The organism is Mycolicibacterium psychrotolerans (assembly GCF_010729305.1).
Lineage (GTDB): Bacteria > Actinomycetota > Actinomycetes > Mycobacteriales > Mycobacteriaceae > Mycobacterium > Mycobacterium psychrotolerans.
Map to the genome: position 1 here is coordinate 471,948 of NZ_AP022574.1, position 17,817 is coordinate 489,764.

The 17,817-nt window shown below is 66.6% G+C and carries 14 protein-coding genes, 1 tRNA gene and 3 pseudogenes; 4 read left to right on the top strand and 14 right to left on the bottom strand.

Annotated features, from left to right (window positions below):
• Positions 1 to 4: 4 nt before the first annotated feature.
• From G6N45_RS02375 to G6N45_RS02390, 4 genes and pseudogenes are all read right to left on the bottom strand, one after another.
• Positions 5 to 751, bottom strand: coding sequence for a maleylpyruvate isomerase family mycothiol-dependent enzyme (locus tag G6N45_RS02375; RefSeq protein WP_163720254.1), 747 nt, complete (start codon positions 749 to 751; stop codon positions 5 to 7).
• A 4-nt stretch (positions 752 to 755) separates the two neighbouring features.
• Positions 756 to 2,072: a cytochrome P450 gene (locus G6N45_RS02380; protein ID WP_163727631.1), complete on the bottom strand. Its 1,317-nt coding sequence runs from the start codon at positions 2,070 to 2,072 to the stop codon at positions 756 to 758.
• 8 nt (positions 2,073 to 2,080) lie between these two features.
• Positions 2,081 to 2,273 (bottom strand): annotated as a pseudogene (locus G6N45_RS27960) (hypothetical protein).
• Entirely contained in the window at positions 2,270 to 3,598 is a 1,329-nt protein-coding gene (locus G6N45_RS02390) for a UDP-glucose dehydrogenase family protein (protein WP_163720255.1), read from the bottom strand. Before G6N45_RS02390 ends, G6N45_RS27960 begins: the two are co-directional and overlap by 4 nt.
• A 196-nt stretch (positions 3,599 to 3,794) precedes the next feature.
• On the opposite strand from G6N45_RS02390, the gene G6N45_RS02395 reads away from it, so the two are divergent.
• Positions 3,795 to 4,385 (top strand): DUF4232 domain-containing protein, encoded by a 591-nt coding sequence (locus tag G6N45_RS02395; protein WP_163720256.1) that lies wholly within the window; start codon positions 3,795 to 3,797, stop codon positions 4,383 to 4,385.
• Here the strand turns inward: G6N45_RS02395 and G6N45_RS02400 are convergent.
• The 3 genes and pseudogenes from G6N45_RS02400 to G6N45_RS02410 all read right to left on the bottom strand — a co-directional run bounded on the left by G6N45_RS02400 (position 4,382) and on the right by G6N45_RS02410 (position 7,978).
• Entirely contained in the window at positions 4,382 to 5,962 is a 1,581-nt protein-coding gene (locus tag G6N45_RS02400; protein ID WP_163720257.1) for a DUF7159 family protein, read from the bottom strand. The genes G6N45_RS02395 and G6N45_RS02400 overlap by 4 nt on opposite strands.
• A gap of 206 nt (positions 5,963 to 6,168) precedes the next feature.
• Positions 6,169 to 6,741 (bottom strand): dCTP deaminase, encoded by a 573-nt coding sequence (dcd, locus tag G6N45_RS02405; protein WP_163720258.1) that lies wholly within the window; start codon positions 6,739 to 6,741, stop codon positions 6,169 to 6,171.
• 84 nt (positions 6,742 to 6,825) lie between these two features.
• Positions 6,826 to 7,978 (bottom strand): annotated as a pseudogene (locus G6N45_RS02410) (IS30 family transposase).
• Between the two features lie 342 nt (positions 7,979 to 8,320).
• Here G6N45_RS02410 and G6N45_RS02415 point away from each other — a divergent pair.
• Positions 8,321 to 8,394: transfer RNA gene (locus G6N45_RS02415), tRNA-Gly, on the top strand.
• A gap of 427 nt (positions 8,395 to 8,821) precedes the next feature.
• Here G6N45_RS02415 and G6N45_RS02420 read toward each other — a convergent pair.
• The 4 genes from G6N45_RS02420 to G6N45_RS27970 form a co-directional block, all read right to left on the bottom strand.
• Positions 8,822 to 10,948, bottom strand: coding sequence for an NAD-dependent epimerase/dehydratase family protein (locus G6N45_RS02420; RefSeq protein WP_163720259.1), 2,127 nt, complete (start codon positions 10,946 to 10,948; stop codon positions 8,822 to 8,824).
• Positions 10,949 to 11,031: 83 nt separating this feature from the next.
• Complete coding sequence (locus G6N45_RS02425; RefSeq protein ID WP_246228847.1) at positions 11,032 to 12,621, bottom strand: lipopolysaccharide biosynthesis protein; 1,590 nt, start codon at positions 12,619 to 12,621, stop codon at positions 11,032 to 11,034.
• A 792-nt stretch (positions 12,622 to 13,413) separates the two neighbouring features.
• Positions 13,414 to 13,668: a glycosyltransferase gene (locus G6N45_RS27965; RefSeq protein WP_246228848.1), complete on the bottom strand. Its 255-nt coding sequence runs from the start codon at positions 13,666 to 13,668 to the stop codon at positions 13,414 to 13,416.
• Between the two features lie 10 nt (positions 13,669 to 13,678).
• Positions 13,679 to 14,224 (bottom strand): glycosyltransferase family protein, encoded by a 546-nt coding sequence (locus G6N45_RS27970; RefSeq protein WP_246228849.1) that lies wholly within the window; start codon positions 14,222 to 14,224, stop codon positions 13,679 to 13,681.
• 368 nt (positions 14,225 to 14,592) lie between these two features.
• Between G6N45_RS27970 and G6N45_RS02435 the strand changes: the two genes are divergently transcribed.
• Positions 14,593 to 14,784: a hypothetical protein gene (locus tag G6N45_RS02435; protein ID WP_163720260.1), complete on the top strand. Its 192-nt coding sequence runs from the start codon at positions 14,593 to 14,595 to the stop codon at positions 14,782 to 14,784.
• Complete coding sequence (locus G6N45_RS02440) at positions 14,777 to 15,871, top strand: zinc-dependent alcohol dehydrogenase (protein WP_163720261.1); 1,095 nt, start codon at positions 14,777 to 14,779, stop codon at positions 15,869 to 15,871. The genes G6N45_RS02435 and G6N45_RS02440 overlap by 8 nt, the downstream gene beginning before the upstream one ends.
• A 19-nt stretch (positions 15,872 to 15,890) precedes the next feature.
• On the opposite strand, the pseudogene G6N45_RS27975 reads toward G6N45_RS02440, so the two are convergent.
• The 3 genes and pseudogenes from G6N45_RS27975 to G6N45_RS02450 all read right to left on the bottom strand — a co-directional run.
• A pseudogene (locus G6N45_RS27975) lies at positions 15,891 to 16,067 on the bottom strand (IS3 family transposase); the annotation flags it as partial.
• A 158-nt stretch (positions 16,068 to 16,225) separates the two neighbouring features.
• Positions 16,226 to 17,023 (bottom strand): lipase family protein, encoded by a 798-nt coding sequence (locus G6N45_RS28290; RefSeq protein ID WP_322790465.1) that lies wholly within the window; start codon positions 17,021 to 17,023, stop codon positions 16,226 to 16,228.
• Positions 17,024 to 17,117: 94 nt separating this feature from the next.
• Positions 17,118 to 17,774, bottom strand: coding sequence for a TetR/AcrR family transcriptional regulator (locus G6N45_RS02450; RefSeq protein ID WP_246228851.1), 657 nt, complete (start codon positions 17,772 to 17,774; stop codon positions 17,118 to 17,120).
• Between the last annotated feature and the right edge of the window lie 43 nt (positions 17,775 to 17,817).

Genomic DNA, 17,817 nt, shown 5'->3' on the forward strand with positions numbered 1-17,817 from the left:
GCCCTCAGAACGGCGTGCGGTCCAGCCACCCGTCCCAGACCGCGGTGTCACCGTGCACCTCGATGTCAGCATCGGCCACGGTGGTGCGCCGGACCATCGCCAGCAGCAGATCCCTGGCCGGGCCCCGCAGCGCGACGCTGCCCTTGCCGTGATCATGCGACCACCACAGGCCTTCCTCATCGTGCACGATCATCCACTCGCCGGTCGGGCCCAGTTCGGGATCAGTGGCATGTAGGTGGATGGAACGGCCCCGCTCGAGCGCCGGCGCGTGCCGCCTGTCCATCGAGACGCGGTCGATCCACTCGCTCAGCGCGTCGGCGGCCAGGTCCGCCGACAGCTCGTATGGAACGCCCAGCGCCAGTGCGGCGTCGGCGCGGTGCACGGTCGCCTCGTGCAGCCGTCGCCGGATCCACCAGCCCGCCGGCCGGGGGCCGACGAGCGTCCACACCCGGGTCTCGGCACCGACGCGGTCGATCGCATCGCTGATCAGCTGGGCGCCCTGATAGAGCCAGTCCGCTGCGGCGTCGGGATCGTCGGGCGGTTTACCGTCCCGGACGTCGCGCGGGTCGAGCGGCTGATTGCGCCGTTCGAGGATGATCTGTGCGGCCCAACGGTTTCCGCGTCCGACATGGCGGAACAACTGTTTGAGGGTCCAGTCTCCACACGTCGGCACGGGAGTCGCCGGGTCTCCCGTTCGGATCAGGTCGCCGAATGCTCGAGTCTGCTCGAGCAGAGCTGCTCGGAAGTCCACGAGTTCACGCTAGCGCGGCGCGCGCGGTCCCAAGCGTGATCGGCAATGTTGACCAGCCGCGCAGCACGCGGGTGTCCCGCCGATGGCCCTCGCCGGCCAGCCGGGCGCCGGGATAGCGCTCGAAGAAGGTCCGCAATCCCACCTCGCCCTCGGCGCGCGCAAGCGCGGCACCCAGGCAGAAGTGCCGCCCGCCGGAGAACGACAGATGCTTGCCCGCGTTGTCGCGTTCGATGTCGAAGCGGTGCGGATCGGTGAACACCTGCGGATCGCGGTTGGCCCCGGCCAGGTGGATCACCACGAGCTCGCTCCGTCCGATGCGGGTGCCGGCGATCTCGACGTCACGACGGGCCAGGCGTGCGCTCAGCTGCACCGGCGAGTCCAGCCGCAGGATCTCCTCGACCGCACCGGGCCAGAGCTCGGGCCGGGCGGCGAGCGTCTCTAGTTGCTCGGGGGCGTCGAGCAGCATCCTGATGCCGTTGCCCAGCAGGTTCACCGTGGTCTCGAAACCGGCGGCCAGCACCAGACCGGCGGTGGCCTGCAGTTCGCGCTCGGACAGCCGCGCGTTCTCCTCAGACGCGTGACTGGCCTGGATGAGCTGGCTCATCAGGTCATCGCCGGGGTTGCGTCGCAGGTACTCGAGGTGCTCCCCCAACCAGGCGTTGAAGCCCGCGATCCCCTCGTGCACCTGCTGGTACTGCCGCCAGGACAACCCGATGTCGAGGCTGGGCGCAGCGAGCTCGCCGAAGCGCAGGATCTGCTGCCGGTCGGACTCGGGCACGCCGAGGATGTCGCTGATCACCGCGACCGGCAGCTGCGAACAGTATTCGGCCACCACATCGACCACGCCGGACCGGTTCTCCAACTGATCGAGCAGCTCGTCGGCGGTGTGCTGCACCCTGTCGCGCAGCCCGTTGACCGCGCGGGTGGTGAACACCGAGGACACCAGCTTTCGGCACCGCGTGTGGTCGGGCGGCTCGATCGACAGCAGCGACGGCGGCTCGATGGGGTGCAGGAGGCCGGGGTCGGTCTTCTCGTTGATCCAGCGCAGCGGCGTGGGGAGGCCGGCGCCCAGCGCGGAGACGCGGAAGTCGTCGGAACGCAGGATCTCGTTGGCGACGGCGTGGTCGAACGTCATGTACACCGCGCGGCAGCGCACCACCGGCCCGCGCACCCGCAGTTCGTCGGCGAACGCCGCGGGGTCGGCGCGCACCGCCGGGTCGGCGATCAGCCGGGCCTGCGGGTCTCCGCCGCGCCGGGTGCCCACCGCCGACAACGTGCGCACGATGCCGTGCAGGGCGAGCCAGCGGATCCGGTGCCGCATGCGGTCCATCACTCGAGCTTAAGCAGCGGCCGCAGATCGTCCAACCGATCGAACAGATGCCAGATATAGGACGACGCGCCGTTCTCCCGGTGGGGCTGCAGGTCGGCCAGCTCCGGCGACCTCTTGCGGTGAGCGCTTCGAATAGGCGCGGTACTCGTCGCGGTCGACGACGTCGAACAGGTTCAGCGCGTAGACGGTCAGGTTCCGACGCTACGGCCCAGCGCGTAGACCCGCCAGCCCGCCTGCCGCCACCGCTCGACGTCGAGGCAATTGCGGCCGTCCACAATGACTTTGGTTCGCACCGTGGAGGACAGAGCGTCGGGATCCATGTCGACGAACTCGGCCCATTCGGTCAGCACCAGCACCGCGTCGGCCCGTTCGCAGGCCTCGGCGGCCGACGTCGAGTAGTTCAGCGTCGGGAACAGCCGGCGGGAGTTCTCCATCGCCTTGGGGTCGTAGACGTTGACCGTGGCACCGTTGAGCTGCAGCAGGCCGGCGACGTTCAGCGCCGGCGAGTCGCGCACGTCGTCGGATTCCGGCTTGAACGCCGCGCCGAGGACGCCGACGTTCGCGCCCAGCAGGGAGCCGCCGCAGGCCCGGGTGGTGAGTTCGACCATCCGGGTGCGGCGGCGCATGTTGATGCTGTCGACCTCGCGCAAGAACGTCAGCGCATGGTTGGCGCCGAGCTCACCCGCGCGGGCCATGAACGCCCGGATGTCCTTCGGCAGGCAGCCGCCCCCGAATCCCAAGCCCGCGTTGAGGAATCTTCGGCCGATGCGCGCGTCGTACCCGAGTGCGTCCGCCAGCGTCGTCACGTCGGCGTCGACGGCCTCGCACACCTCGGAGATCGCGTTGATGAACGAGATCTTGGTGGCCAGGAACGCGTTCGCCGAGACCTTGACCAGCTCCGCGGTCTGCAGGTCGGTCAGCAGAAACGGCACGCCGGCGTCGAGCAGCGGCGCATAGAGCGCACGTACGGCCGCCTCGGCCAGCTGCGAATCGCGTTGCACACCAACGACAATCCGGTCCGGGTGCAGGGTGTCGTGCACCGCGAAGCCCTCGCGCAGGAACTCGGGGTTCCACGCGACTTCCACGGTGACGTCCTGCGGGGCGAGGGCAGCCGCCCGCGCCGCGAGGTCGGTTGCGGTGCCGACGGGCACCGTGGACTTGCCGACGATGAGCGCGGGCCGGGTGAGTCGCGGGACGAGCGCGTCGATCACCGCGTAGACGTGCCGCAGATCGGCGCCGTAATCGCCTTTCTTCTGCGGCGTCCCGACGCCGAGGAAGTGCACGTCGGCGAAGTCGGCTGCCTCGGCGTAATCGGTGGTGAACCGCAGCCGGCCGGTCTCGAGGTTGCGCTGCAACATCTCTGCCAGCCCGGGTTCGTAGAACGGAACGTCGCCGGCGGCGAGCTTGGCGATCTTGCCCGGATCGATGTCGACGCCGATCACCTCGTGGCCCAGCTCGGCCATGCCGACCGCGTGGGTGGCTCCGAGGTATCCCGTGCCGAAGACGGTGCATCGCATACCGCCTCTCTATGCAACCAGGGTGAGGTGACTGCGACGCGACACTGGCCGTCAGGCCAACGACAGGTGACGAACGCGCGTGCAGCTGCTACCGCGAGCGTGCAGCCACGGTTGTGACTTGCGGCGGCGCACGACCGTGCATGCACGCTCGGCGATTGTGGGATCGGTAGCCGTGCCGGTGGCCTGTACTGAACGGGTGACGACCACACCTCTGCTCCGCGCCACGGTGACGGCTACCGCGCTGGCGGTCCTGCTCGCCGGGTGCGGCTCCGACGGCGACGATCAGCCGGTCGCGGGCCCCGCCCCCTTGTCGAGTTCGGCGCCGGAGCCGTCGCCGACCACGCCCGCACCCACGTCCCAGCCGTCGACGCCTTCAGCCACCGGGTCCGAACCGGCCGTCCCACTCGCGTGCGGCAACGCCGATCTCGACGTCAGCGCGGGGCCGGTGTCGGAGACCGACACGACGCGCCAGGCGACCGTGACGTTTACGAACATCTCGCCGAACGCCTGTGCGCTGGTGAGCTTTCCGGGCGCCGATCTGGTGACCGCCGCGGGCGGGCTTCTGGTCCACGTGGCGCGTCGGCCCGCCAACTCCGCGCCCCACTTGGAGCTGCAACCGCGCGAGGCGGCCAGAGCCGACGTGCAGGCCTCGGCGGTCGACACCACCACCGGTCAACCCTGCGGACGGACCGGCACGCTGGTCGTCACGGCACCCAACACCACCGAGTCGCACCTGCTGCCGGTGAACCTGCCGATCTGCGAGGCGACGATCAGCGCGGTTGGCTAGCCGCGACCGCCGCCGGGCGCGCAGAAGATCAGGAAGCAGTTGTTGCCGCCCGACGATCCGCTGCTGCCGCGCGACGAGTCGGAATCACCGAATCCGCCTGAGCCGCGGCCGTAGTCGCTGTCACCGCGACCGGAGGAGTTCGACCCGCTGCCGGACCCGCTGCCCGAGCCAGGCCACTGCGGGGTCTGCGGAACTTGGGGCACCTGCGTGACCGGCGGGTTCCACGGAGGAGTCTCCGGCTCTTCAGGCTCGGGCGCCTGCGGCTTACTCGGCCACGTCCACGCCGGCTTCGGCTGCGTCCACACCGGCCATTGACGCCGCGGCACCACGATCACCGGCGGCGGCACCACGACCGGGGGCGCGACCACAGGAGCGGGTGCAGCGGGGGCGGGAGCCGGTGCCGGTGCCGCAGGCGCGGGGGCCGGCGCTGCGGGCGCCGGGGCGGGGGCCTGCTCGACGTACACGGTGCGCGGCGCCTGCTGCGGTGTCTGCTGCACCGCGACGGGCACGGGCGGTTTGATGGTCTCCGCCGACGGCGCCGGAGGGGGCGGCACCTGCGCGGCCTGCTCGATCGGCTTCGGGGCGGGCGCCTGGCTGCTCGGCGCGATCACGGCCTGGGCGGGGCTCGGCCGGGAGTCCACCGTCGGCCGGATGCTGACCGCGAGCGAAAGGACGAGTGCCACAACGCCGATCACGAACACCGAGGTCAGTGCACTACCGACGAGCAGGAAGGGCTTGCGTCCCTCCTCGATCTCGCGCATCTCCGTCGGTGCGAACTCGTCGACGACCTCGTCGGCTTCGACCGCTGCCAGCTGGGTGTCCGCGCCGGCGAGGCCAGCGTAGAGAGAGCCCGCGGTGGCGCCGTCCGGATCCTGCGAGTACGCCAGGCCGACGGTGGTGGCCTCGAAGGCGGGAGCGGCGGCGGAGGCGAGGGCCGCGCCGCGCGCCAGCGCCAGTTCGGCGTCGTCGGGCGCGTTGACCGGCAGGGCGACGAGATGCTCGAGGTGGGCCTTGACCGAGCTGACGTCGACCCCGGAGCCGACGACGAACAGGCCCTGCGGGGGTGCGTCCTGGGCGGCGACCGCGGCGGCCATCTCGGTGAGCACCGCCATCGCGTCGGCGCTGTGCAGCGTGCGGCTGAGCACCTTGACCACCGAGCCGTCGTCGGTGCGGACCACCGACAGCGTCGCGGTGTCGCGGTCGACGAACAGAAGCGCGGTGGTGTCGTACCCGACCGCGCGCCCGACTGCCTGCGCCAGCGACGCGGCGGCGTGGCTTTCGGCCACGAGCATGACGTCGTCGATGCCGTGCGCGGTGAGCGCATCCCGGAGCGCCGATGCCTCGGTGTGGTCGCTCCACGTCACACCGATAGATTTCAGGTGATGCCCGCCGGTCTCCGCGCTCTCCTTGGTGCCCTGGATCGCGGCGACGACCTGCTCGGCGACGTTTGCCGAACCGTCGACGGACGCGACGTTGAAGACGTCGTGGTCGACGGTGACACCGTCCGCGTTTTCGCCTTCGACCAGCACCATGCGGACCGTCGTAGGTGTCATCGACACACCCAGTACGATGTCCACTCCACCCCTCCAAAAGTTTGCTGCAGCCTGGTGGTCGTCCCTGCTCACCTGCGCGCTGCGAGCCGACAACTAGTACTTCATCGGCACGAACAGCCAGTGCGTTACATCGGTCGCTGTTAGCTGAACGCGGTCGCGGCAGGGCTGGTCGCACCAATACTTATGACATTACTAGCCATGGCTAGGCGGCGGCTGTGTCGATTCCCAGATCAGCTGGATTGGAGGAAGTTCTGATAGGACCGCGACGGCGTGGGACCGCGCTGGCCCTGGTACTTGGAGCCCGCCTTGTCGCTCCCGTAGGGGTGCTCGGCCGGGCTGGTCAGGCGCAGCAGGCACAGCTGTCCGATCTTCATGCCAGGCCACAGCGTGATCGGCAGGTTCGCGACGTTGGACAGTTCGAGGGTGATGTGACCGGTGAATCCCGGGTCGATGAACCCGGCCGTCGAGTGGGTGAGCAGGCCGAGGCGGCCGAGGGAGGACTTGCCTTCGAGCCGGCCGGCCAGGTCGTCGGGCAGCGAGCAGCGTTCCAGCGTCGCCCCCAGAACGAACTCGCCCGGGTGCAGGACGAAGGGCTCCCCCTCCTTGGGCTCGACCAGCGTGGTGAGGTCGTCCTGGCGCTGCGCGGGGTCGATGTGGGTGTAGCGGGTGTTGTTGAACACCCGGAACAGGGTGTCGAGGCGGACGTCGACGCTGGACGGCTGAATCAGACCGTCGTCGAACGGGTCGATGCCGAGCCGGCCGGCGTCGATCTCGGCCCGAATGTCGCGGTCGGAGAGCAGCACGGGACGAGCGTAACGGCGGCGTCGGGCTCAGGGCGTCCGACCTCGCTCCGACTGTGCGCTCAGGGTGGCCCGCGGGCCTTGAATTCAGGCGGTCGCTGCAGCGAATGTGGACGGGTCTGAGAGTAGTCGGTCGAGTTCTTCGGCGGGGGTCCGCCAGCCGAGGCGTTTGCGGGGTCGCGCGTTGAGTTCGGCGGCGACCTGGTCAAGCCATCCGGGCCCGTAAAACGACAGGTCAGTGCCTTTGGGGAAGTACTGGCGCAGCAGTCCGTTGGTGTTCTCATTGGTGCCGCGCTGCCAGGGGCTGTGCGGGTCACAGAAGTAGATCGGTAGTCCGGTGGCTTCGGTGATCTTGGTGTGTAGCGCCATTTCGCTGCCTTGATCCCAGGTCAACGAGCGGCGCAGGATCTCGGGAATGTCGGGAATCTTGACCGCCATCGCCTCGGCCAGGGTGGCCGCGGTGCGGTCATCGGGCAGGTGCAGCAGCACCACGAAGCCGGTGGTGCGCTCGACCAGGGTGCCGATCGCCGAGCCTGAGGCGGTACTGCCCAGGATCAGGTCCCCCTCCCAGTGGCCCGGGATCGCGCGGTCGGCGGCCTCAGCGGGCCGCTCGCTGATGTTGATCATGTCGCGGATCTTGCCTCGGCCGTCAGCGGTGTTGCGGCCGTGTGGTTTCGTCGCACCCGACCGGTGCGCAGCGCGGTCTTGACCAGCCGGGCCAACTCGCCGCGGGGTTGGACGTAGAGGGCTTGGTAGATCGTTTCGTGTGACACCCACATCTCCGGATCGTCGGGGAAGTCCTGGCGCAGCCGGCCCGCGATCTGCTCGGGGCTGTGCTTGTGCTCCAAGCCTTGCAGAACCTCTGCCAATAACGCAGGCCGCGACTCCAGCCGCCGTGGTTTGGGTCGTGTGCGTTTCTGCTCGGCGACGTCCTGGCCGACCCGGGCCCGATACCCCGAGCCGGTCGCCCGCGGACGAGCTCGCGACCGATCGTGTCGCGATGACGCTGCAGCAGCCCGGCCGCCCGTTCGGGGGTGTAACCGGTCTCGAGCAACTCCTCGAGCCGGCAGCGTTCGGTGAACGCCAACGGCGCGCGCGGGCGCTGCGATCGGTCGGGTTCGACCACGGCAAGCACGGGGGTTCTGGGCACGTACCCAGCCTGTTTGACCCAGCGCAGCGCGGCGTTCTCCGACACGCCGGCCAGCAGGGCCGCCTCAGTTGTCGATCCCCCGGAATGCATCGCCGCCCAGAACACCGCGCGCGCCGCCGCCGAATACCGCAGCCCGTGATGCCGGTTATCGGCAGCGATCCCGGCGGCACCGGCCCACTGACAGCCCGTCTGATGGGACACCCCGGCCACCGTCGCCGCCGCCGACTGCGACAACCCCGACCTCAACGCCTCCAGAAACACCTCGCGTGCCGGCCCGGGCACCTCTTTGCTGCCCTGCTTGCGAAACCCCATCGAACAACACCCCTTACGAATCAGGTGCTGCAACGACCGATTGAGTCTGAGGGCCGGATCTCCGCCCTGGACGCACACTCGGCGGCGGGTCGGCACGTGTTAGCCTTCTCGTTCGAACAGGCCGATGTAGTTCAATGGCAGAACATCAGCTTCCCAAGCTGAATACGCGGGTTCGATTCCCGTCATCGGCTCCACGTGTGCCTCCCGCTTCGGGTCCAGTACCGCCGCCTGGCCGACGCTGTGGCCGTGTTCCGGATCGCCGAGCGTCACCGCCGCCCGACCAGGCCACGCGACGAGCGCACCGCGATGCCCACGCGCATCGGGGGGCATCGAGCCCCATACCAAGTTTCCGGATACCGCGATCGCTGCACATCGACGCTATGTCACGTTCGGGCCGCATTGGCGCACACCGCCTAATTCGCCGCGCCATACACCTTCTGGTCGGTCGTCATGTTGTTTCAGCACAGCGTCATACAGGCGGCGCCCACCGCGGTCAGTTTCACGGCGTTGGCGAAAAGGGTGGAGCCAGTCAGGCCAGACATCCTGTCATCTGCGAGTTCGTATGCGTGTCGGCGCAGATGCGCACGAGCGAACGGCAGCGATTCCGCAAGCAGGTCCAGATCACCGGATGAGCGCTTTGGCAGGCTGTGTGACGCCCCGGGACAACAACACAGTCCGGTCGGACTCAGGATGCCAGTCGAGCGCGGCCTCGGTAAGTGAACAGTCGAACGGCGAGGCGAAGCTACGACCGCTGGAATCCGCCCACCTCGGAAACGACTCCTTCCTGCCAATTGCCTTCTTCACCAACCACTTCGCCACCTGTGACGCGTACAGCGATCGGAGTGATTGCGGTTTCCGGAGAATCGGCGTTGCGGACGCCCGCGCGACTTCATCCAGATACTCCTCGGCTGTGATGCACGCGGGGCTCGACAGGTTGAAGCAGCGTCCCTCGATCCCTGGTTGATCGAGGGACTTGGCGAAGCCGTCGGCAACGTCATCGACGAGCACAATGGGGAGTTTGTTGCGCCCACTGCCCCAATGGAGTGCCACGTTCGGATGCGGCCACGAGGCAATCCCAGCGTGGGAAGGATCTTGACCGACACCAAGCACAATGGCCGGTCGGATGATGACGGCGGGGAACCCGGCTAAGCGGTGGCGTTCGAGCAGATACGACTCGATCTCAGCCTTCGCCCGCGCATAGATTGACGACGCGACCACTCCCGGACTTGCCGGCGTTGCCTCGGTTATCGTTCGCGAAGCATCGCCCGCATCAAAGATCGCAATCGACGACGCATATACGAATCGACCGATGCCCGCGTCCGCACAGAGATCGATGAATCGCTTCGTCGGTTCCACCTCATGGCGAAGCGTGGCCTCCCACGTGTCGTGGAGGGATTTAGCCAGGTGATACACGACATCGACATCAGCTAGGTACCGCTGCAGCTCGTCTGGCCGTTCTAGATCCCCATCGACCACATCGACGCTGGGAAGGTCTGCAAACCGCGATTGTGCCGCCCCTGGGCGGCGGGCGACGACCCGGGTGTACACACCCTTTGCTGCGAGACGACGTACCAAAGCCGTGCCGATGAACCCCGTACCGCCGATCACCAATGCGCGCGGTTGTGTCGGATCGGGTGCCGGACCTGCGACCTGTACCTGGCTGGCCTCCGTCGGTTGCGGGGTCTCGGGAAGCCGGGCAGCTTCCGCAATGTCCTCGCCCAAACGGACGACGCGCAATGCCAAATCAGAACCGAGGCGCCGGTCGAGCGCTCGCGCCTGCCCCCGGTCGGCGGCGAACTGGGCGACCGCCCGTTCAATGCTCCGCTCGTAGGGAGGGCCGAACTTCTTCGAACCGAACTTTCCGACCACGGAGTCGACCATCGTGCCGACCGCTCCCCGAGCGTACGCACTCGCCGAGTGAAGGCCTTGCTCGGCGAGTTCGACGTAATCCGCCGCGAACGATTGAGAATTCAATATGACGGTGTTGTGGACGAAGTCGACCACCACTGAACCCGTGGACCCGCGGACGTGGACGAGAAACTCGCTGTACGCCTCTTCGAGGGAGAGATCGAACCGCACCGAAACGTCCCCGGATTTGCCCAGAATGTCCCATTGCCGGAAGAAGCGCACGCCGTTGGGCAGATCCTGTGGCCGTGATGGCGTTACGTGCGCGACGTCGACCGACGGCACGAGGTCGAGCGCACTCGCGAACAGGTGGGGGGCGACTTCGAAGAGAATGTTGCGCGACGCGCGCATCGCCCAGGGCTGTGTGTTGTTGGCACGCAGTGGCGGGTACGGCTGTCGCCACCACACATCGATCGAGCGCAGGGCGCCGATCGCGCCGACGTCGACAGCCGATTTGAGCTTTTCCCAGACCGGGTAGAAGAGGAAGTTGTGACCTGTTCCCAGCAAAGCGCCGCTCTCATCGGCCTGTGAGACGAGGCTCCGTGCGTCCGACGAGAGGTCGCACATCGGCTTCTCGATCAGAACGTCGATGCCGGCCGCCAGGAGCGGCCGGGCCACGACGAAGTGGACGTTGGGCGGGGTGAGCACGTGTGCCACGTCAGGCTTGAGTGCCACCAAATCGTCAAGGTCGTTGACGACCGCCACGACGCCTGGACGCGACGCGAACGCTTCGGCCACAGCCGGGTTCACGTCGCACCCGATTATCTCGTCGGCGCCGGCCTTGCGGACCGCTTCATAGTGATGCTCAGCGATGTAACCCAGACCGACGAGCGCGACACGCATGTTTGCCTACGTTAATCGGCAGCCACGCTGTCCGACGGTGAACGGCAGGATCCCGTGGTTGCTGGTCTTCCTGCGCGCGGGTCTCAGATCTTCGGTCCCGAGTCCTCCGGCGGTGTGACCTCCAGTCCCACGGGCTCGTCGGCCGGTGATGACTCGGTACCGCGGCCCCGCACGGATCGGAAGGCAGCCAAGCCCATGTCGAAAAGGTCTCGAGCGGTCAGCCAGAGCATTACGACGTACGCCACCAACCCCGCCAAGACCGTGATGACGAGTATCGCTATCGAAGGCAGCGAGATCAGCAGCTGCCCTCCCCCCCATATGACGGCGCCCATGGTCATTGCAGCCGGCATCGGTTTCAGCACCGATTTCAAATTGGCTCGGTAAGAAATGTCGGCCACCCTTCGCAGGAGCACCGCATTTGCGATGAATGGAGCTGTCTCCACAAGCACCAGCGCCAGCGCCACCATGACGATGCTGTGCCCGGCCGCCCACCACACCGCTGGAACCAGTAGGGCCAGCCTTCCGGTTTCGAGGAAAACAATGATGCCTGGTCGCCCGATGGCCTTGAACATGTCGCCGGAATGATGCGTCATGGACATGAACAGGACGTACAACGACAACACCGCCAGCGCCGGTGCGGCAGCGGCGTATGCGGGCCCGTACATCGTGTCGATCACCGGGGGCGCCGCGGCGGCTAGGGCGATGCTCATCGGTGCTGTCAATGCCATCGCCACTGTCGTCACCTCTAGGTAGTGCTCATTCAGCAGTTGGCGAGAATGCTGCAGCCGCGACAGCGAACTGACAAGCACTTCGCTGATGACGATGCACAGGTTCAGTATCAGGAGCTCGGGGAGCCGATACGCGAGCGTGTACAGGCCGAGTTGGATGTCTCCCAGTCGCATTCCAATGAACAAGTAGTCCGTGTTGAACATCGCGTAAGCCAGCAATGTGACCGCACTGAGTGAAGTTCCGAATCTAATGAGATCTCGGGCTTCGTGCCGGTTGAACCCGAATTTCACCGGAACGCGGGCAACCAACCAATAAAGCAGCGTAGTGACGACGGTACCCACGAGCTGGCCGTAAACGAGGCTCCACACACCTAGTCCCGCCGCGGCTAACGCGATGGTCAGCCCAGCTTTGACCATGGCACCCAGAAACTGGGGCCACAGTCGTCGGCGGAATTCGAGGTCGCGACGCAATCGAGCGTCGGGGAACACACCAAGCGCCGAAATGACCAGTCCAATCGCCAGTACCTGTATCAGCGGCGTCAGGCTCGGTTGGTGCAGCGTCGCGGCGCCCAAGGGTGCGATGGCCGCGAGGATTGCACCGACGCCTACGCCGGTGATCACCGTCAGCGTCAAACCTGTTGGCGCGAATCGATTCCAGTTACCGGGACGCTGAACCAGCGCCAGACCAACGCCGAGATCCTTCATGTAGTCAAAGAGGTTGGTAACCAACAATGCCATGGCGAAGACGCCGAAATCGGCGGGCGTCAACAGGCGCGCGACGATGACCGTCATGATGAGCGTCGAACTCTTGCTCAGCACGAAGACCAGGTAATTCCATACGCTCTGACGCCCGGTGGCGGGGGCCTTGTCCGGCACCGCCGACGGGATGTCCTCGATGGGATGGGATATGTCGCCGGTTGGCTTCGGATCCTCCGCCTGCGACACGTGCAGATCCCCCCAATCGACCAAGAGTCGCCCCCGATTCCCGTGGTCATTCTAGAGCTCGGAAACACACCTACTCGGCAATTCAACGTCGCCGAGTCCGGGGGTCTACCGCCATTCTCTCAGCGCAGCAGGCGCGCACGAGCGAATCGCAGCTATTTCTCGAGCCGAGCCCTCGCGTCTCTTGCCGCCTGCGCACCCGAGGTGGTCGAAGGTCCCGTGGCAGGAAAAGTCGCCGGCGGCCGGCGTTTCGCAAACTACACAGTGGGCATGGGTACCGCAGCCCGGAACCAGGTATTCGTCGGTCGAGACGTTGCCGTCGCACAGGTGGAGGTGCACCTGCCCGTCACGTATGGACATGCCGTGTCAACCGTGTCGGTTACGTGCCGCCGCGGTGTCCGACAGGCCGAGCGTGTAACGGCATTTACCGTCCACCGGGCCATAGGAGGGCGCGAACGCCGGGATACCGGTGCAGGCGACCATCACGTCGCTGGCCGCCTTCCCGTCGTCAGTCCGCGAGCCGTACTGCCATCCGGCGACCGTCCGGGAGCCTTCAGCCCGCGTCAGACTAGACGCCGTCCCCCATCAATCTATCTGTGGGCGTACCGCGCCCGAACCGTAGGTGCCCGAGTGGTGTGCTAGCTGGCTGTAGGTCGAGTCCAGGGGTATGCGTAGGCCTTCGTTCGTGGCTCCGCTATCGAGCCCGTAATGCATTGGTCGTAGAGCTCGAGATAAGTCGCGGCCATGACACTCGGAGTGAACCGGCGCTCTGCCGTTGCGCGGCATTGGGCGGGATCAAGCTCGTCGACATCGGGCGATCAACCGAGCCAATGCGGCTTCGTCGCCGAAGTCGGCGAGTGATCCCGTGCCGGGTTCGATGAGTTCGGGAAGACAACCGCGGCGATAGCCGACGACAGGTGTGCCCAGGGCCAGCGATTCGATCACTGCCGTGCCGCCCGGTTCGTCCCAGCACACCGGAAACAGTGTCGCCCGCGCGGTCGCGACAAGATGGTCGCGCTGGTGGCCGGTCACATTCCCGCTCCACCGCACCCGGTCACCGTCAACGTGCGGGGCAACCGTTTCGCGCCAAATACCTGACATCGGCATATCGATCGGCATTCGGATCGGCGCTGAGCTGCTCCGGCGTGGTGAAAGGCCCGATTGGTCCGGCCAGCACCAGCTCCCAGCCGAACTGCTGCGCAAGGCGCGCAGCGATGTGCTGGCCCTTTCTCCGGTTGATTCGCGCGACGAGGACCAGATGGTCATTCTTGGCTGGGGCAAGCCGACGTGTGGCGTGGTGTGCGAGCGGGGTGGCCAGATGGACATGCCCGCGAATGTGGTGACGAAGCCCGTCGGGCGCGCGCTGCAGTTGCGCATCGGAGACACCGTTGACGTGAAAGCGATCGTAGTTGCCGAATCGGCGGTAGAAAGCCCGGTGCTTCGCCAGGTCCCAGTGCAGAGTGTGGAGCACCGCCGGCCGATCGGCTCCCATGGCCGCGAGCATGGTGGGGCCGAGAACCTCCATGTGGTCGTGGACCAGGTCGATGTCCGAGCGGTGTCGCAACTCGGCGACGATGCGTTGCAGGTGCGCCGCTGCGCGACACACCGACAACGTCGTTGTACGGCTCGGCGAGGGGGGCGAACTGCGGCTCGTCGAACACGTGAATCTTCTCGTCGACGTCGATGGCGCTCTGCCCGACGGTGGCAAGGATGACACGAACGCCGCGTCGGCGTAGCTCCGGAATCAGCGTGGCGATGATGTTCTCGATTCCGCCGTAGCCGTCCGGCGGAACCGTCGGCCACGGTCCGGCATTGATCAACACCGTCGGGGTCATGGCCGCTGCTTCTCGAGCGGCCACGCGAAGGCGCCAGGAGCGGCGGTGAGCACGTCGGCAACGGCACGGACATCAGCCAGAGGGGGCCTCTCCTGCACCGCGACGTTACGGGGTCATCTCGCGGACGGTCGAAGAAACGGTGCAGCGCAGCCTGCAACCCGACGATGCCAAGCGAGCCGCGGATCGCGCATTCATCAGCGGCGTCATCGGCAACGGGGCGGCTCGCGGCGGGATTCTGGTGGACTACGACGAAGCACTGCGGACCCACCAACTGGCCTGCGCCATAGCGGATTCCGCTGCGCACAACCGTCCTGTGAGGCTCGATGACTGACCGGGCCTTCACCGTCGTGGTCGAGCGTCGCGGCGTCGTCACGCTACGCGATGAACCACCGCCGCAGCCCGTGCAGGATGGGCAATTCGACGTCGAGACCGTGTTCAGTGGGTTCTCGACCGGGACCGACCTCAGTTGGGTGAAGGGCACGAACCCCGCCCTGCACCGCAGATGGGATCCCGAGCTAGGCCTGTTCATGCCGGGCACCCCAGACGTGGGCTATCCGATCGACAAATTCGGCTACATGCAGGTGGGGCGGGTCACGGAAAGTGCGACACCTGCCGTCCGGCCGGGCGACCTCCTCGCCATGACCTACGGCCACCGCAGCGCCTATCGCGCCGACGCGCTGACCGACCGATTCGTCAAGCTACCGACCTCACTCGAGCCAGTGCTGGGCATCTACGCGGCACACATGGGACCGATCTGCGCGAACGCTCTGTTGCACGCCGCCGCCGATATACACGGCACCGATTTGCGCAGTCTCGCCGACGGCGTGCGTGGTCGCCGCATCGCCATCACCGGGGCCGGCGTCGTGGGTCTGCTCACTGCGCTGTTCGCCCGCTTACACGGCGCAGAATCAGTAGCGCTGGTCGAGCCGACCCCGGCACGCCGCCAAGTCGCGGCCGACCTCGGCCTGGAGGTGGTTGATCCTCACGATGTCGACCCAGCCGTCATACTGAAGAGCCGTTGGCGTCACGGGGCCGGGGACCGCGGAGCCGACGTGGTATTCCAATGTCGCGGTCAGGCAAGTGCATTGGCTCTGGCTCTTCGCATAGTGCGCCCCCAAGGTACGGTCATCGACCTCGCGTTCTACCCAGGCGGGAGCGAGGAAGTCCGACTCGGGGAACAGTTTCACCACAACGGACTGAGCCTGCGCTGCGCTCAGATCGGGCGGGTGCCACGCGGAACCAGCCATCTGTGGGACCGCGAACGCCTCAGCACTGAGACTTTGGCGCTTCTGACCGCCCATGGCAGGGACATCGCCAGGCACATCATCACCGACTACGTGCCACTGTCTGAGGCGCCGCAGACCCTGACACGACTGGCCCATAGCCGGCACAACGGGCTACAACTCGTCTTCACCTGAACGAACCCTGGCCACTGGGTTCGCCCACGGATCCGATCGAGGGCAGCGCGCTGATCTCGGCGAGTTGTCCGCCGTAGCGAATGGAGGTGGACTGTGAGCCGGCACCGCTATGATATGTCAAGCCGCGCAACGTATTACCGCACTACCAGCGGGCCATCTCAAGTGCGGCGAGGACCATGGTGGTGCCCATGTCGGACCTTTGGGAGGACATCACACCAGGCCTGGCCATCAAGCCTTCGACACCCGGGTGCGATCGCGGGCGGTCTGCAGTACCTGGCTCGACCCAGTGCGTCGGCTGAAGAGAGCTTCTGCTTGGCCCGCGACCTAATTTCTGGACGCGGGCACGAGCAATCCTCAAGCAGCCCAGGCAGGCTGCGCTTGCACTAGGCCATTTAGGCCGGAACGGTAAGCGTCCAAGCTGTGGCGGTGGGTTTGATCGATGGAACCGCCCGAATCCACGGCGATCTGCACATCGACGTGCGTATAAGGCAGCCCGGGCAACGCCAACGGCAGGTGGGGAACGATATCGAACAGGTTCACCACCCGAGAGCAGCTGTCGATCAGCAGGTTGAACGGCACCGCGAAGTCGTACAGGCCGGGGCGTGGGCCCCCGAACGTCGTCAGCTCCGGTTCGGGAACCGACAGGCTTTTGGCGATATCCGGCGCGGCGAGCACCGCGAGGGCAGCACCGAGACTGTGGCCGGTGACGATCACATGCTCGCAGCCGGCGCAGGCGGCCGGCAGATTCGCCGCGAGATTGGCACGCATGCTCTCGTACAGCCCCATCCATCCCATGTGGACGTCGCCGAATCCGGGAGACCGGTCGGTAGCGCGTCGCATCCAGATCGAGGTTCTGCAACCACTCCCTCTGTGATTGGGTACCGCGGATGGCGACGAACGCTGTCTTGGTTGCAATGTTCCTGCCCACCAGGCCGAAGATTGTGGTGGCGCCAGCGACCGTTCGGACGAATGAGCGGGCGCTGTCCGATATGTCTGCGACGAAGTCGAGCAGCGTCGGGTCCGCTTCGAGCAGCGCTGTCTTCTGTAACCGGGCGGCAGGGGCGGGTCTACGCCGGGGTGGTGGAACACCTGGTAGGCGGCCTCGATAAGGGGCAGTATCGTGTCACGGGCGAATTGGGGATCGAAACTCATACCGCACGTCTACTCTTCTCCCCGCTGCGGCACAGCGATACCGTCGATGCTTTCGTTCCGACCGAGTCTGGCGTCAGCTGCCCCAGCAGTAACGTCAGCGCGCGCCGGCCTCTGGCCCGCCGTCTAGTCCCAGCCTTCGGCGGACGACCTCGCGGGCCAAGTCGAGGACTGCAGGGTCGTCGTGCAGGACGAATTTGGTGTCAGCGGCCAGCAGCATCGCGTGCAGCTCGAATGCGAGTCGATCGGGGTCCTCGTGGGCGGGAAGTTGTTGCCGCTCAAGCGCAGTGACTGCGAAGCCCCGAAGCAGCGCTACAAAGTTGGTCTGGATGGCCGCAACCCGATCCTTGACCGGCCCGGGGCGGGTTCCCATCTCCAGCGCCGTGGCAGCGAAGAAGCAACCGCCGGGAAAGACGTGGCGCTGCACGTAGCTGAAAAACGCCTCGCACACCGCCGCCAGTTGGGCCAACCCAGGCTCGGCCTCGAGCGCCGGCTGTACGACTTCGGCGGCGAGAATTCGCTCTGCCTCATCCACGGTGGCCAGCTGAAGTTCCTGCTTCGAGCCGAAGTGCGCGTAGAGACCGCTCTTGCTGATGCCCGTTGCGACGGCCAGATTGCCGATCGAGAGGCCCTCAAGTCCGTCTACGGTGGCCAGTGACGCGGCAGTTTTCAATATTGCCCTGCGGGTCCGCTCGCCGTCGGCGCGAGGGCGTCGCTGAGCACTATGGCGCTGGTCCATCTCATCGTCCGCCATGTTGACAAGATAGCACGATCGGTCGTACTTTCAGACTTAGCAC